The following is a 15097-nucleotide window of genomic DNA, read 5'->3' on the forward strand; positions in this document are numbered from 1 at the left end:
TGAATGAAGAACAAACGGATCGTTGACGAGGCGGCGGACATTCGCCGTGCGGTGGAGATGGTCGAACTCGGTGCGCGCATGCAGATGCTCGAGGCCGAGACCAGGCTCAGCCGCGAAAAGCTGCTCAAGATCTACAAGGAAGTCCGCGGTGTCTCGCCCCCCAAGGGCATGCTGCCGTTTTCGACCGACTGGTTCATGACCTGGCAGCCGAATGTGCATTCGTCACTGTTCATGAGTTATCACCGGTTTTTCGAGCGGCAGGCTGGCATGACCGGGCTGGATGCGATCATCAAGGCTTACCATCTGTACCTTGACCAGATCGAGGGCGAGAAGATGGAGCCCATCCTCAGCCTCACCCGGGCCTGGACACTGGTCCGCTTCTTTGATGCCGATCTGCTCCATCTGGCGGCATGTACCTGCTGCGGCGGTCATTTTGTCGCGCATGCCTATGACCCCACCCATGCTTTTGTCTGCGGTCTGTGCAACATGCCTTCCCGCGCAGGCAAGACGCGTCGCACTGCGGTACGCAAGACCAAGGTGCGCGAGCGGGTCGAGTAGGGCTGCTTGATCTGCTTCAAATGAAAAAAGGCTGCCTCGTGCAGCCTTTTTCGTTTCCAGGGCTCAAGTATTGCGTGGGTGAAGACGTTACAATCTCATGAGTCTTGAGGCGTAGGGGCCAGCGCATGCGGAGTCGGCAGTGTATCTGATCATTGGTTATGTCATCGTTCTGGCGGCGTCGATCGGTACCTATGCGGTGCACGGTAGTCTGTTGGCGCTTTGGGTGCCACTGGAATACGTCGCCATTTTTGGCCTGATGATCGGCGGCTTTGTTGCGAGCAATGGGCCCAAGGCGATCAAGGCGACGCTCGGGTCGCTGGGGTCGGCCGTGAAGGGCTCGAAGTACAACCGGGCGCTGTACGTCGACCTGCTGGCGATGATGTTCGAGATTCTCGCCAAGGTCCGAAAGGAAGGCTTGATGTCCATCGAAAACGACATCGAGAACCCCGACTCCAGTCCGATCTTTTCCAAGTATCCCAGCGTGACCTCCGATCATCATGTGGTTGAGTTCCTGTGTGACTACCTGCGGATGATGGTCGGTGGCAATCTGAATGCGTTCGAGATCGAGAATCTGATGGACATGGAGATCGAGACCCACCACCAGGAAGCGCACGCCGCGCCGCATATTGTGGCCAAGGTCGCCGATTCGGTTCCTGCCTTCGGTATCGTGGTGGCGGTGATGGGCGTGGTGAACGTGATGGGCTCGGTGGGGGAGCCCCCTGCGGTACTGGGCAAGATGATTGGTGGTGCGCTTGTGGGGACCTTCCTCGGTATTCTTGTGTCTTACGGATTCGTTGCGCCGCTGGCCAGCCAGATCGAGCAGAAGGTTGAGGAGGGCGGCAAGATCTACCAGGTCATGAAGGTGGTACTGCTGGCGAGCATGAATGGCTATGCGCCTCAGGTCGCGGTCGAGTTCGGTCGTAAGGTCCTGTATTCCACCGACCGCCCAACCTTCATCGAGCTGGAAGAGGAAATCAAGAGCCGCAAGGGCTGAGCGTGATGATGCATCATCGGTTTGATCCGTCTGATTCTGTTGCTGTGGGAGGCGCTTCATGAGCGACGATACCCAACAGCCCATCATCGTCAAACGCATCAAGAAGGGCGGTGGTGGCGCCCATGGTGGTGCCTGGAAGATTGCGTATGCCGACTTCGTGACGGCGATGATGGCTTTCTTCCTGCTGATGTGGCTGCTGGGCTCGACCGCACAGGGTGATCTCGAAGGGATTGCAGACCATTTCCAGAATCCGCTCAAGCTCGCCATGGCGGGGGGGGAAGGGTCCGGCGACAGTTCGTCCATCATCAAAGGTGGGGGTGAGGATCTGTCGCGCAAGGTCGGGCAGGTACGCCGTGGCGATACGCCGAGTACTCGTGCGATCAATGTCGACGCGGCGCGTGATCGCCATCCAGCTGAACTGGCTGACGAGGATATCGCGGAGATCGAGCAGCGTCGGGAGCGTGCGCGTCTGATTGACCTGAAGGGGCGAATCGAGGCGATCATCGAAGCCGATGCAACCTTGCGCCAGTTCAAGAACCAGATCCTGATGGACATCACCACCGAGGGTTTGCGGATTCAACTTGTGGATGAGCAGAACCGGCCGATGTTCGATTCGTCCAGTGCGGAACTGAGGCCCTACACCCGGGACTTGCTGCGGTCCATCGGCCGCGCGCTCAACGATGTCGACAACCGCATCAGCTTGTCCGGACATACCGATGCATCGCGTTACGCGGGTGGCGACCGGGGATTCTCGAACTGGGAGTTGTCCAGCAACCGGGCCAACGCCTCCCGACGCGAGCTGGTGGCGGGGGGGCTTGCGGTTGCCAAGGTGGTGCGGGTCGTTGGCCTGGCGGATACGACGCATCTCAATAAGGATAACCCGCTGGATCCAATCAACCGGCGTATCAGCATCATTGTGCTGAACAAGCGCACCGAAGAATCGATTCGCGGTGAAGGGGGCAATGCGGGTGCCGATCCGGCGGTGGGCGGGGGGCCTGCGCCTGCTGTTCCCGGTGTTGGCGGCCTGCAGCGTCCGAACATCGTGCCGCCGTTGCGCTGATGGGCATTTTTTTGGCAGGCAGTCAGAGCTGTCTGCGTCTCACTCGAGGTTGATGATGACTTTGCCTGTGCCTCCCCGTCGCCCACCGCCGCCTGAGCCCGCTGGCGGTGCTGCGCGGCGTCCGGTGACGCCGTCTGCAGCGGTTCAGGCGCTGGCCTCGATTTCGGCCAATATCGGTGCCAGTCGTGAGCGTGAATTCGCGTTCACCGCGGCCGATTTCGAGCGCATCCGCAAGCTGATCCATGATCACGCCGGCATTGCGCTTTCCCCGGCCAAGCAGGATATGGTGTACAGCCGTCTTGCGCGCCGCCTGCGTGCGTGCGGCGATACCACTTTTGCGCAGTATCTTGCCCGTCTGGAACGCGACCGAAAGGAGTGGGAGACGTTTGTCAACTCGCTGACGACGAATCTGACATCGTTCTTTCGGGAGGCGCATCACTTCGACATTCTGGCTGAGCAGTTCAAACGCACGACCGAAAAGCGGACGCTCAAGGTGTGGTGCTGTGCGGCTTCAACCGGCGAGGAGCCTTACTCACTGGCAATCACGGCCTGTGAGGCGTTCAATACCACGTCTCCACCGGTTCAGATCCTCGCAACAGACATTGATACCGCAGTACTGGCGCACGGCGAAGCCGGCGTATACAGACGGGATCGTGTCGATCGACTCTCGCCCGAGCGCTTGTCGCGCTTCTTCACCAAGGGGGTCGGTGCTCAGGAAGGCAGTTATATCGTCAAGCCCGAGTTGCGCAGACTGGTCAGTTTCCGGCGGATCAACCTGCTGGATTCGGTCTGGTCGGTGCAGGGACCGCTGGATGCGATCTTTTGCCGGAATGTCATGATCTACTTCGACAAACCGACGCAATACGGCATCCTCAAGCGCTTTGCGCCGTTGATGCGTCCAGATGGACAGCTTTTCGCCGGTCATTCGGAGAGTTTTCTGCATGCTTCAGATATCTTGCGCTCCAGGGGGCGAACGGTATACGTGCGCCTCGATTCGCCCTTGCGCTGAGTGCAGATGACGCTGCTGTCCCATTCGAGCCCGATCGTTTTCATTGGCGCCTCCACCGGTGGAACCGAGGCGATCAAGGAGGTGTTGACCCGGTTGCCGGCCAATGTGCCGCCGGTGCTGATCGTGCAGCACATGCCGGCGATGTTCACCGCTTCGTTTGCAAAGCGCCTGGATGGCTTGTGCGCCATTCACGTCAAGGAGGCCGAGCAGGGTGAGCGCGTCCTGCCGGGTACTGCCTATATTGCACCGGGTCACTCGCATCTGAGTATCGCGCGGGTCGGGACGGCCTACCATTGCGAGGTCGAGCAGTCGCCACCGGTGAATCGTCACCGACCATCGGTGGATGTGTTGTTCGACTCGGCGGCGCGCCTGGTCGGACGTGGGGCCATAGGCGTGTTACTGACCGGGATGGGAAAGGACGGGGCGCAGGGCTTGCTGCACATGCAACGTGCGGGCGCCTGGACAATTGCGCAGGATCAGGACAGTTCGGTGGTCTATGGCATGCCCCGTGAGGCAGCCTTGCTGGGGGCGGTTAACGAAGTGGCGTCATTGAGCGATGTCGCCGGGCGCATCATGGCGCGACTGACTGCGCATGCGGTAAAGAGCTGATCTATTACTTTAGAGGTAATTTTTCAGTTTCTTCTAAAGATATTGGCGGCTTGCGCCGATAAAATGCCGCATGGAGTCGGGGCGTGGCAACGCGCTGCGGGTGAGTTGGGTGACCGCATCAGGAGCTTGAAATGGGACTATGGCCGATAGCCGTCACGCTGGGCGTCGTCACGGCGCTGGCCAGCCTTGGCGTGGCTGCAACAGCGGGAGCGCTGTCCTGGGGTGTGGCGGGTGCCGCGCTGGGGGCTGGTCTGCTGACGGGCTTGCTGGGCGCGGGTCTTCTCAGGCAGTTCTTCGTTGCGCCGCTCGACGCTTTTGCCGATACGCTAAAGCGGACTTACCTGGATGGCGATCTGTCGCGCCGGGCGAGCGCTGCGGCAGGTTCGACCGGCGTTTGTGTGGCGCATTACAATCGCTTGATTGCAAGTTTTCAGGGCATTGTCGGAAAGGTGATCTACGACGCCCAACGCGTGGCCGAAAAGGCCGATGTGCTGTCCGGTCATGCGTCCCGTGTGGCAGAGGGGTCGACGGCACAGCGTACGGCGTCGGAGACCATGGCCCGTACGATCGAGGAAATGACGGTGGGCATCAATGCGGTCGCTGGGCATGCGACCGAGACGGCGGCCGATGCGCAGCGGGCCCGTGAGCTGTCGGTTGATGGGGCACGTGTGGTTGCGCAGGCTTCGCACGAAATCGATCTGATCGCGCGTTCCGTCGAGCAATCCGCTTCGGTCATCGAGGCCTTGGGCGAGCGTTCGGAGGCAATCAGTGGAATCGTCAAGGTGATCCGTGAGATCGCCGACCAGACGAACCTGCTTGCGCTCAATGCGGCGATTGAGGCCGCGCGGGCGGGCGAGCAGGGGCGCGGTTTTGCCGTGGTGGCCGATGAGGTCCGCAAGCTCGCTGAGCGTACGTCGGTGGCGACCACGGAGATCAGTTCGATGATCGAGGCGATCCAGAGCGAGACCCGGGCTGCGATCGGCTCAATCCGTCAAGGCAGTCAGCAGGCCAACGCGGGTGCGTCCCTGGCGCAGCAGGCCGCGCAGGCGCTGGAACAGATCAACCAGGGGGCACACCGCACCATGGAGCGGATCGACGGGATTGCCGTGTCCATCGCGCAGCAAAGCCGCGAAGCCGATCATGTGGTGAGCAATGTCCGCCAGATCATGGATATGGTCGAGCACAATGCGGAAGGTGCGTCGCAGACCATGACCGAGTCGCGGGAGCTGGACAGCCTGGCAATCAACCTGCACGAGATCAGCAATGTGTTCCGGCTGGGGGCAGAGGGCGAGCGTGCAATGGCGGTGCACAAGTCGATGCCCGACGTCGTCATTGAGGCGGCGCGTGAGATCGGACGCGCGCTGGAGGGCGCTGTGGCCAGCCGACAGATCAGTGAGGAGGCGCTGTTCGATCAGAGTTATCAGCCCATTGCCAATACCCGGCCGCAAAAGTTCAACACCCGTTTCGATGGGCTGACCGACAAGATTTTTCCGCGTATCCAGGAGGCGATCCTGGAGCGCAACGGGGCCATTGTGTACGCCATCGGATGCGATCGGCGGGGCTATGTGCCGACGCACAATAATCGCTTTTCCAAGCCCTTGACGGGCGATTACGACAAGGATTTCGTTGGCAACCGCAGCAAACGGATATTCGATGACCCCGTAGGCAAGCGTTGTGGCGCACATGAGCTTCAGTTCCTGATCCAGACCTACCGGCGCGATACCGGTGAGATCATGCATGACATTTCGGCGCCGGTTTACGTCAATGGCCGTCACTGGGGTGGGTTCCGCATGGGGTATCAGGCCTGACAATCTCTGATGTCGTGCCGTCCGAAGGGTATCGGGGGCTGTCGACATCGTTCAAACTTGCTAAAGTCTGAAAAAGCATGACCGTTATAACTCATACATCGCTACCGGTCGCGTTGACCGGGCAAGCCCCCGCCCGCTGCGGAGAGTGACATGTCCGACTTACTGAAGAATATCGATGCCCGGACTCGTCTGGCCGGCACCAACAAGCTTGAGATCCTGCTGTTCACCTTGGGGATGGATCAGCGTACCGGACGCCGTGAAACCTTCGGCATCAACGTGTTCAAGGTGCGAGAGGTGATGCGCACACCCGCGATCACGTCCGCGCCTGAAATGCCCTCTTCGGTGGAGGGCATGGTCAGCCTGCGGGGTGTGCTGGTACCGGTGGTGGATCTGGCCAAATACGTTGGCGTCAGCACAGACACACCGCGGGACATCATGATCGTTACTGAATACAACGGCCACACTCAGGGCTTCCTGGTTGAGGCAGTTGATACCATCCTGCGCCTGGACTGGTCGCAGATGCGCGTGCCGCCGGAGATGCTGACGGCGAACATGGGCGGGCTGGTGACCGCGGTGACCGAGTTGTCGGGTAACAAATTGGTGATGATGCTGGACGTCGAGAAGGTGCTGTCCGAAACGGCGCGATACGATGACAGCCTGTTGTTCAAGGATATCGACCCGATTCCGGATGGCGAGGAGCACACGGTACTGTTCGCAGACGATTCCTCCGTGGCGCGCAAGCAGATTACTCAGACACTCGACGTGCTGGGTGTGCGCTACATCAGCGCGGTCAATGGACGTAATGCGTGGGAGGAGTTGAAGAAGCTCGCCGCACATGCGGAAGGTTCGGGCCGCAAGGTCAAGGACATGCTCAGTCTGGTGCTGACCGACGTCGAGATGCCCGAGATGGACGGCTACATCCTGACCCGCCATATCAAGTCGGATCCGCGTTTCGAGGGCGTGCCGGTGGTGATGCATTCGTCGCTGTCAGGCATGTCCAACCAGCAACTGGGTAAGTCGGTCGGGGTCGACGAGTACGTGCCCAAGTTCGAACCGCAGCGGTTGTCGCAGACCTTGCGTCGGCTCATTCATCGCAATGACCCGACCCCGAACAGCAAGTGAGGATAGGCCATGCTGAGCATTGAACAACAAAAGGAAGCCGCGCTGCTCGACACCGTCGACGGCCGTACCATGCTGGCGGGCTCCAACCGGATGGAGATCCTGCTGTTCTCGCTGGGGACCAACGAGATCTTTGGGATCAATGTGTTCAAGGTGCGTGAGGTGTCCAAGACGCCTTTCATCACCAAGGCGCCGAACATGCCCAATGGCGTGGAGGGTTTGATCTCGTTGCGTGGCAACGTGATCCCGGTGTTGTCCCTGGCAAAGATCCTGGGGCTTGGCGGTGTGGGTGACCCACTGGGCGGCTCGATGATGGTCACCGAGTACAGCAAGCGCACGCTGGGTTTCCTGGTCGAGGAGGTGGATCGCATCATCCGGGTGGAGTGGGACAAGGTACGTACGCCTGACAACGTATCGCAAAGCACCAATACCTTCATCACTGCGATTACTGAACTCTCCGATGGCAAGCTGGTGTCCATCCTTGATGTCGAGACCATTCTGGCGAACACTTTCGGGGAGGCCATCGTCGGCAATATTGCGCCGCTCGACGGAGGACACGAGGTCAACGTCTTTTTTGTCGATGACTCTGCTGTGGCCCGACGCAAGATTGCAGAGGTGCTCGACAAGCTGGGCGTCCGTCACAAGCACGCCCAGAATGGCCTCGAAGCCTGGACCCGGCTCGAGGGCATGGCGAGCCACGCCCAGCAGATGGGCCGACGGGTCAGCGACGAGATCGACCTGATCATGGTCGATGCTGAGATGCCCGAGATGGACGGGTATGTACTGACTCGCAACATCAAGAACGACAGCCGTTTCGACGGTATCCCGGTGGTCATGCATTCCTCCTTGTCGTCCGACGCAAATCGGGCGATGGGGAAACGGGTCGGTGTCGATACTTACGTGGCAAAATTCGACGCTGATGTCCTGGCCGACACGCTGCGCCCGCTGCTGCTGCGCGCACGTCAGGGTTGAGTGACCGGGAACGGGTACAACGGAGAAAAAAATGGGTGATCCCAAACTGAAATTTCTGGTGGTCGATGACTTTTCGACCATGCGTCGCATCGTGCGCAACCTGCTCAAGGAGTTGGGTTACACGAATGTGGACGAGGCTGAGGACGGCGCAGTGGCGTTGCAGAAGCTCAATGCCGCACAGTTCGACTTTGTCGTGACCGACTGGAACATGCCCAATATGGACGGGCTGACGCTGTTGCAGACCATCCGCCGCACGCCGCAACTCAAGCACCTGCCGGTACTGATGATTACGGCCGAGGCCAAGAAGGAAAACATCATTGCGGCAGCGCAGGCCGGGGCCAGTGGATACATCGTCAAGCCCTTTACTGCGGCGACCATGGCGGAAAAACTCGAGAAGATCTTCGAGAAACTGGGCAAGACGGCCGCCTGAGCCTGCTCCGGACGAATGCTGCGGCAGCCGTGATGCCTGCCGCCTGCGCAAGCTGTGGAGGTGGCCGCGCGAAACGGGGTTTCTGCGGTCTGCCTGAATGACTATTGGGGAGCCAGACAATGGCGAAGCGGATGAAATTTGACGAAGCGAGCGACTCGGACGAGCTTCAGGCCCTGTTTGACAGTATTGCCTCCAGCGAGCCGGCGCCGGTGCCGGCACCTCCCAAGGCAACGCCCGCGCCTGCAGCCAGCGTTGCTGCAGGCAATGATAGTGATGAGTTGCAGTCGTTGTTTGACGCGGTCGCTGCGGAGTTCGATGTTCCGTCTGAGCAGGAAACGGTACAGGCGAAAGTCGCGAAAATGCCCCAGCCTGAAACCGCGGTCGATGCAGGCAACGAGATTGCCTACAACCGCATTGGCCAGCTGACCCGTCAAGTGCACGACACCCTGCGTGAGCTGGGCGTTGATAGTGCCTTGCAGGAGGTGGCCCAGGCGATGCCCGATGCCCGCCAGCGCTTGACCTACATTGCGCAGATGACCGAGCAGGCGGCGAGCCGGGTGCTCAACGCCACAGACATTGCGAAGCCCATCCAGGACCGCGTCGAGATGGACTCCGCCGCGCTGCAGGCACGGTGGGATCGCCTGTATGCCAACGAACTGTCCGTGGATGAGTTCAAGGCGCTGGTTGCGGAGACACGGACATTCATCGGCGGTGTCGCCGATGCAAGTCGGGCGACCAACGCCCAGTTGCTCGAGATCATGATGGCGCAGGATTTCCAGGATCTGACCGGGCAGGTGATCAAGAAGGTCGTCGACATGGCGCATACCCTCGAGACCCAGTTGCTGCAGGTGCTGATCGAGGTGGCGCCGGCTGATGTGAAGATCGACAAGAAGAGCGCAGGCCTGATGAACGGGCCGGTGGTCAGCAGCGAGGGGCGTGACGACGTCGTGACGACTCAAGGGCAAGTGGATGACTTGCTCGAGAGCCTGGGTTTCTGAGATGCCCGGGTGTCGGGATGTGTGTTGGCCCTGCGCGATGAATATGAACGGGAGTGAGAGCCATGAGTGACTTTGCCGGAATGGAAGATCTGCTGCAGGACTTCCTGATCGAGGCGGGAGACCTGTTGTCCGGTGTGGACAACAAGCTGGTTGACCTCGAGCGCTTTCCCGACGACCTGAACCTGCTCAATGAGATCTTTCGTGGTTTTCACACCATCAAGGGTGGTGCAGGGTTCCTGAATGCGACAGAGCTGGTGACCTTGTGTCATCTGACCGAGAATCTGTTCGACAAGCTGCGCAACGGTGAGCTGGCGGTGACGTCCGAAATGATGGATGTCATCCTCGAGGCAACCGGATCCGTTCGCGAGATGTTCAGTCAGCTCGAACATGGGACACAGCCGCATCCAGCCGATCCGGCACTGATCGAGCGCCTCAAGGTCGCAATCGCGGGGCAACCTGTTCCGGTCGCGGTGAAGGCCAAGGCACCTGAGGCACCGGTGAAGGCGGAGACCCCGGGCGGGGCACACGAACCCGACTGGAACCTGTTGTACAGCGCGGTGACGAACGCACCAGCGGTTCGGGAGGTGAAGCCCGAGCCGGCAAAGGCGGACATCGAAGTGATCGGGCCGGCGCCGGTTGAGGATCCGGAAGAGATCATCAAGCATGCCATCGGACGCCGCTCCAGCGATCGTCCTGGCGCTTCGGCACCTGGCGGGCGTCGTGAAGGTGAGCGTCAGCGAGACAATTCGATTCGTGTCGATACCGCTCGCCTGGATCAGGTGCTCAACCTCTCCGGAGAGATCGGTCTGACCAAGAACCGCCTCAACGCCTTGCGCAGTGACATTCTCAGCGGTCGCAACGATACCGAGACCTTGCATGCGCTCGATCTTGCGGTTGGACAGCTGGATTTGCTGGTGTCGGATCTGCAGAACGCGGTAATGAAGACGCGGATGCAGCCGATCGGCCGGCTGTTCCAGAAATATCCGCGCATTGCCCGTGATCTGGCCCGTAATCTGGGCAAGGATGTTGAGCTGGTGCTGGCGGGCGAGGAAACCGAGATCGACAAGACCATGATCGAGGACTTGTCAGATCCGATCATTCACCTTATCCGCAATGCAGTGGACCATGGGGTGGAGGATGCTGCCGAACGGCGTGCCAACGGCAAGCCGGAGAAATCCGTGGTCCGGCTTGAAGCTCGTCAGGAGGGCGACCACATCGTCATCCTGGTGGCAGATGACGGGCGTGGCATGAATGCCGAGCGGCTGCGTGCTAAAGCCCTGCAGAAAGGTCTCATCACGGATGAAGAGGCCAACACCATGGATGAGCGTCAGAGCTATAACCTGATCTTTCTTCCAGGTTTCTCCATGGCCTCGCAGGTGTCGGACGTGTCTGGCCGCGGGGTTGGGATGGATGTGGTGCGCACCAACATCCAGAAGCTCAACGGATCGATCGACATCCGTTCGCAGCAAGGCAAGGGAACGACCTTCATCATCAGTCTGCCGCTGACGCTGGCGATCTTGCCGGTGCTGTTGGTGAGGTTGGGTGAGCAGCCCTTCGCCGTGCCGTTGTCGATGGTTCGCGAGATTCTGCCGATCGACGCCAAGGAGGTTCAGGAGGTCGGGGGGCGTGCCACCATGGTGGTGCGGGGTGAAGTGCTGCCGGTGTTGCCGCTCGCGGGCTTGCTGGGGTGGGAGCAGGAACGCACGCCCGAATATGGTGTGCTGATGCAGACGGCCGAACTGTCCTTCATTCTGGCCATTGACAGCTTCGCCGGCCGCGAGGATGCAGTGATCAAGTCACTGGACGATTTCCGTCCCAAGGGGGTTGCCGGTGTGACGACCCTTTCCAATGGGCAGATCGTGCTTATCCTGGACATGAAGGAAGTGTTGGGGGCCGCAGGTGATCAACGCGGTGTGGCGCGTTCGTCCTTGGTCAAGAAAAACGTACCGGCGCTGGTCGGTTGAGTGTGTGCCCTCATTCAGAGGGCAGGCAAACTGAAAAAAGGCACCCGAAGGTGCCTTTTTTGCTTGGGTGAAAGGTCTCGTTGCGGAATGCGGGGTAAACCGCGTTTGGCACGTCCGCGTATCAGGTTCAATCTGCGGTGAGTGCCAGCAACTGTGCGAAAGCCTGTTCGAACTGGCGCAAACCTTCGGCCTGAAGGCGCTCGCCAGCTTGTGTCATGTCGATGCCCAGACGGTTCAGTTCGTCCAAGACCCGGCGGGCGTCATCGAGGCCGGTTTCAAGGGTGCGCGCCACCCTACCGTGATCCAGCAGCGCGGCCAGTGTGGCGTCCGGCAAGGTATTGACGGTTTCGGGGCCGATCAGTGATTCGACATACAGCAGGTCGCTGTAGGCCGGATTCTTGGTGCCTGTACTGGCCCACAGCAGGTACTGCGGCCGGGCGCCGGCTGCGCGCAGGGAGGCAAAGGCCGGGCCGTGAAAGCGTGCCCGGTATTGTTGATAAGCCAGTCGGCACATCGAGACTGCGGCTTTGCCCCGCAAGCTCAGGGCCTCACCCCCACGCTCGTCGAGTTGCTTGTCGATCAGGGTATCCACCCGCGACAGGAAGACACTGGCAACGGACATGACCGAGGAGACATCGCCTCCCGATGCCTGAAGCCGTTCGAGCCCTTTCAGATAAGCGGATGCGACCGCTTCGACATGCTTCAGCGAGAACATGAGTGTGACGTTGACGCTCACGCCTGCGCCGATCAGGCGTTCGATGGCAATCAGTCCGGCAGCAGTCGCAGGCACCTTGATCAGCAGGTTGGCGCGATCGACGGCTGTCTTCAAGCGCAATCCGGCGGCCACGGTGCCGTCCGCGTCGTCGGCCAGGGCTGGCGATACCTCGAGGCTGACATAGCCCGCGCTACCCTTGCTGTCGTCGAACACCGGGCGCAGCAAGTCGCAAGCGCGCTGTACGTCCGGAATGACCAGATGCTCATAACGCGTCTCGGCCGCCATCGGCTGGGCCTTGAGGGCGGCAAGGTCGTCCTCGTAATACCGTCCGTCGGCAATCGCCTTGTGGAAGATCGACGGGTTGGTGGTGATTCCGGCAACCCCGTCTTCGGCGATGAAGCGTGCGAGTTGTCCTTCGTTGAGCAGCGTACGGGAGAGGTTGTCTAGCCAGATCTGCTGGCCTTGTTCGCGAACTTGCAGCAACGGATTCATGAGAGTCACTTCATCGGCAGGCGTAAAGGGTACATATTGTCCTACGAATCGAAAGACATCGAAAGCGTGTTCACATGACAGCTCCATCCGAGCTGATTGATGACGTTGGCAAAGTCGGGCGAGATCGGGCAGTCGATGATGATGGGCTGCGCGGAGTGAGGATGCGTCAGGCGTAGTCCGACACAGGCGAGGAGTAGCCGATGGCTGTTGAACAGGGTTTGAAACAAGCGGTTGTGGCGGCCCTTGCCATAGGTGGCATCACCGATGATGGGGTGGGACAGGTGCTTGAGATGGCGTCGGAGTTGGTGGCGACGACCCGTCTCCGGTGCGAGCGCGACCAGTGCATATCGGCTGCTTGGGTAGCGGTCGACCGGGTAGGGGAGTTCGGCGTGGGCCAGGGTGCGAAAGCGGGTACGCGCGGGAAGTCCTGCGGCCCCCTCTGCTACCGTCCCGGACTCGGGATCGATATCGTCGTCCTCCGGTAACCTGGTGTCGCGCCCGCCGTGGCCGATGCCACGGCTGTATTCGACGGGGTCGAGCTTGCGACGCAAGGGATGATCGATGACGCCCTGTACCGGAGGGTGCCCGCGGACGATGGCGAGGTAACGCTTGCCGACCTGTTGCACCTCAAACTGTTTGCCGAGGATGCCCGCGGTGGCCTGATCCAGGGCGAACAGCAGGACGCCCGAGGTCCCGCGATCGAGCCGATGTGCGGGATAAACCCGCTGACCGATCTGGTCGCGCAGGAGTTGCACGGCGAAGCGCTCGTCCTGTGCGGCGATCGGGCTGCGATGAACCAGCAGGCCGGAGGGCTTGTGGATGGCGATCAGATGATCATCGCGATACAGGATGTCGAGCATGGGGCACTGAGGGGCGCGGACTGGTCGGTTGAGGGTGTTTGAAAGCTGCAACGTCGTCTGATCCGGAGCGTGCCTGTTGTTGGCATGGGGCAGGGGACAGGGGGCAAGGGACAGGTCCCGGATGGTGCCGCAAAGGCGTCGAAGAGGGAAGCCGGCATGCTTTCTGCCGTGCATGATGTATTCTCACGTCACAAAGCCCCGTACCCGACAGGGTGGCAGTGGGCACAACAAGACAGACATCCATCATAGGAGGACTTCCATGCGAGGAAGACGAGCGTTCGTCCACATCTTTTGCCGCGCTGCAGCTGCGGTGTTGCTGGTTTCGCCCTTGTCTGCGGGTGCGCAGGAGGCACCGCTGGTCGTGGGTCAGTCGGCGGTGCTCAGCGGTCCGCAGGCGGCCAACGGTCTGCTCTACAACCGCGGTATCAGGCTGCATCTGGATGCGGTGAATGCGGCGGGCGGCATCGCTGGGCGGAAACTCGAGATGATCAGTCTTGACGATGGCTACGATCCCGAGCGCACGAAGGCCAACACACGACAGATCCTCGACGATAAGCGCGTCGTCGCGCTTTTCGGTTACACCGGTACCGGCAGCACGATGGCCAGCGCGCCGCTGGCGGAGGCGGCGAAAGTACCCATGCTTGCCCCATTGACCGGCGCCCCCGAGTTGCGGGACAAGGCCGGGCGTTACCTTTTTCATGTGCGTGCCAGCTATGTGGATGAGTTGCGCAAGGCGGTCGAGTACCTCAGCACGATCGGTATCCGTGACATCGCCATTGCCTACCAGGATGACGGGTTTGGTCGTTCGGGGCTGAAAAGCGCTGAGACCGTGCTGGACGCTCGTGGACTGAAGCCGGTTGCGGTCGGGGCTATTACGGGCACGACCTATGATTCGGTCAAGGCTGCGGCCGACATTGCGGCACGGGCACCGTCTGCCATCCTGCTGGCGACCGCTGGTCAGGCCTCGGTCAATTTCATCCGCGAGTATCAGAAGACTGGCGCCAGGGCTCAGTTCTTTGGTCTGTCGGTGGTCAGCAGCAGTCAGTTGCTGCAGGAGTTGGGTGCAGATGCCGATGGCGTTGTCATCTCGCAGGTGGTGCCGTCGCCATGGACGAAGACCGTGCCGCTGGTACGTGAGTTTCTGCGAGCGGCTGAGGCAGCGAAGGATGTTGAAGTCAATCACACCACGCTTGAGGGATATATTGCGGCCCGTGTTCTGGTTGAAGCGCTCAGGCGTGCAGGTCCGGAGGTGACGGCAGAGCGCGTGACCCAGGCCCTGGAGGGTATGCGGCCCTTTGGTGTCGGGGGCTATGACGTGAGTTTTGCACCCGGCCGGCGCGATGGCTCGAGCTTTGTCGACCTGTCCCTGGTTCGTGCTGACGGGCGTTACATCCAGTAGGTCGATTGACGCCGGGAACGGCCGTTGGGTCAACAAGGGCCCATCAGGCACCATGAAAAAGGGGCACCATCGGGTGCCCCTTTTGACGACATGCCGCATTTGCGGCTTGG

At 60.7% G+C, this 15097-nt stretch carries 14 protein-coding genes; 12 read left to right on the forward strand and 2 right to left on the reverse strand.

From position 1 onward, the window contains the following. The first annotated feature begins 3 nt into the window (after window positions 1-3). The 11 genes from flhC to DNK49_RS14970 all read left to right on the forward strand — a co-directional run bounded on the left by flhC (window position 4) and on the right by DNK49_RS14970 (window position 11521). Window positions 4-558, forward strand: coding sequence for a flagellar transcriptional regulator FlhC (flhC, locus tag DNK49_RS14920; RefSeq protein ID WP_110526180.1), 555 nt, complete (start codon window positions 4-6; stop codon window positions 556-558). 139 nt (window positions 559-697) lie between these two features. Further along, the gene (gene motA, locus DNK49_RS14925; RefSeq protein WP_110526183.1) at window positions 698-1552 is read left to right on the forward strand and encodes a flagellar motor stator protein MotA; all 855 of its coding nucleotides are present in this window, start codon (window positions 698-700) and stop codon (window positions 1550-1552) included. Window positions 1553-1610: 58 nt separating this feature from the next. After that, window positions 1611-2612, forward strand: coding sequence for a flagellar motor protein MotB (motB, locus tag DNK49_RS14930; protein WP_110526185.1), 1002 nt, complete (start codon window positions 1611-1613; stop codon window positions 2610-2612). Window positions 2613-2667: 55 nt separating this feature from the next. Beyond that, entirely contained in the window at window positions 2668-3621 is a 954-nt protein-coding gene (locus tag DNK49_RS14935) for a CheR family methyltransferase (protein ID WP_110526188.1), read from the forward strand. 6 nt (window positions 3622-3627) lie between these two features. Then, window positions 3628-4230 (forward strand): chemotaxis protein CheB, encoded by a 603-nt coding sequence (locus tag DNK49_RS14940; RefSeq protein ID WP_110526191.1) that lies wholly within the window; start codon window positions 3628-3630, stop codon window positions 4228-4230. Window positions 4231-4361: 131 nt separating this feature from the next. Further along, window positions 4362-6038 (forward strand): methyl-accepting chemotaxis protein, encoded by a 1677-nt coding sequence (locus DNK49_RS14945; RefSeq protein WP_110526194.1) that lies wholly within the window; start codon window positions 4362-4364, stop codon window positions 6036-6038. Between the two features lie 150 nt (window positions 6039-6188). After that, window positions 6189-7160 carry a chemotaxis protein gene (locus DNK49_RS14950; protein ID WP_110526197.1) on the forward strand — a complete coding sequence of 324 codons (972 nt, stop codon included), beginning with the start codon at window positions 6189-6191 and terminating at the stop codon, window positions 7158-7160. A gap of 9 nt (window positions 7161-7169) precedes the next feature. Beyond that, window positions 7170-8129 (forward strand): chemotaxis protein, encoded by a 960-nt coding sequence (locus DNK49_RS14955; protein WP_110526200.1) that lies wholly within the window; start codon window positions 7170-7172, stop codon window positions 8127-8129. Window positions 8130-8160: 31 nt separating this feature from the next. Then, window positions 8161-8559 (forward strand): chemotaxis response regulator CheY, encoded by a 399-nt coding sequence (gene cheY / locus DNK49_RS14960; protein WP_110526203.1) that lies wholly within the window; start codon window positions 8161-8163, stop codon window positions 8557-8559. 119 nt (window positions 8560-8678) lie between these two features. After that, the gene (cheZ, locus tag DNK49_RS14965) at window positions 8679-9557 is read left to right on the forward strand and encodes a protein phosphatase CheZ (protein WP_110526206.1); all 879 of its coding nucleotides are present in this window, start codon (window positions 8679-8681) and stop codon (window positions 9555-9557) included. Between the two features lie 62 nt (window positions 9558-9619). Beyond that, entirely contained in the window at window positions 9620-11521 is a 1902-nt protein-coding gene (locus DNK49_RS14970; RefSeq protein WP_207806999.1) for a chemotaxis protein CheA, read from the forward strand. A gap of 127 nt (window positions 11522-11648) precedes the next feature. Here the strand turns inward: DNK49_RS14970 and tal are convergent, their stop codons facing one another. Beyond that, window positions 11649-12728 carry a transaldolase gene (gene tal / locus DNK49_RS14975; protein ID WP_110526209.1) on the reverse strand — a complete coding sequence of 360 codons (1080 nt, stop codon included), beginning with the start codon at window positions 12726-12728 and terminating at the stop codon, window positions 11649-11651. Window positions 12729-12769: 41 nt separating this feature from the next. Next, window positions 12770-13588 carry a pseudouridine synthase gene (locus DNK49_RS14980; RefSeq protein WP_110526212.1) on the reverse strand — a complete coding sequence of 273 codons (819 nt, stop codon included), beginning with the start codon at window positions 13586-13588 and terminating at the stop codon, window positions 12770-12772. A gap of 259 nt (window positions 13589-13847) precedes the next feature. Between DNK49_RS14980 and DNK49_RS14985 the strand changes: the two genes are divergently transcribed. Next, entirely contained in the window at window positions 13848-14987 is a 1140-nt protein-coding gene (locus tag DNK49_RS14985; protein WP_165843342.1) for an ABC transporter substrate-binding protein, read from the forward strand. Window positions 14988-15097: the final 110 nt, after the last annotated feature.

Origin of the sequence: Parazoarcus communis SWub3 = DSM 12120, assembly GCF_003226565.1 — a bacterium.
Taxonomy (GTDB): domain Bacteria; phylum Pseudomonadota; class Gammaproteobacteria; order Burkholderiales; family Rhodocyclaceae; genus Parazoarcus; species Parazoarcus communis.

What these genes read in the sequence shown, in the direction of transcription:
- cheZ (WP_110526206.1), top strand. Translation starts at nt 8,679, where the DNA reads ATGGCGAAGCGGATGAAATTTGACGAAGCGAGCGACTCGGACGAGCTT.
- tal (WP_110526209.1), bottom strand. Translation starts at nt 12,728, where the DNA reads ATGAATCCGTTGCTGCAAGTTCGCGAACAAGGCCAGCAGATCTGGCTA.
- flhC (WP_110526180.1), top strand. Translation starts at nt 4, where the DNA reads ATGAAGAACAAACGGATCGTTGACGAGGCGGCGGACATTCGCCGTGCG.
- DNK49_RS14950 (WP_110526197.1), top strand. Translation starts at nt 6,189, where the DNA reads ATGTCCGACTTACTGAAGAATATCGATGCCCGGACTCGTCTGGCCGGC.
- motB (WP_110526185.1), top strand. Translation starts at nt 1,611, where the DNA reads ATGAGCGACGATACCCAACAGCCCATCATCGTCAAACGCATCAAGAAG.
- DNK49_RS14970 (WP_207806999.1), top strand. Translation starts at nt 9,620, where the DNA reads ATGAGTGACTTTGCCGGAATGGAAGATCTGCTGCAGGACTTCCTGATC.
- DNK49_RS14985 (WP_165843342.1), top strand. Translation starts at nt 13,848, where the DNA reads ATGCGAGGAAGACGAGCGTTCGTCCACATCTTTTGCCGCGCTGCAGCT.
- DNK49_RS14945 (WP_110526194.1), top strand. Translation starts at nt 4,362, where the DNA reads ATGGGACTATGGCCGATAGCCGTCACGCTGGGCGTCGTCACGGCGCTG.
- DNK49_RS14980 (WP_110526212.1), bottom strand. Translation starts at nt 13,588, where the DNA reads ATGCTCGACATCCTGTATCGCGATGATCATCTGATCGCCATCCACAAG.
- cheY (WP_110526203.1), top strand. Translation starts at nt 8,161, where the DNA reads ATGGGTGATCCCAAACTGAAATTTCTGGTGGTCGATGACTTTTCGACC.
- DNK49_RS14955 (WP_110526200.1), top strand. Translation starts at nt 7,170, where the DNA reads ATGCTGAGCATTGAACAACAAAAGGAAGCCGCGCTGCTCGACACCGTC.
- DNK49_RS14940 (WP_110526191.1), top strand. Translation starts at nt 3,628, where the DNA reads ATGACGCTGCTGTCCCATTCGAGCCCGATCGTTTTCATTGGCGCCTCC.
- DNK49_RS14935 (WP_110526188.1), top strand. Translation starts at nt 2,668, where the DNA reads ATGACTTTGCCTGTGCCTCCCCGTCGCCCACCGCCGCCTGAGCCCGCT.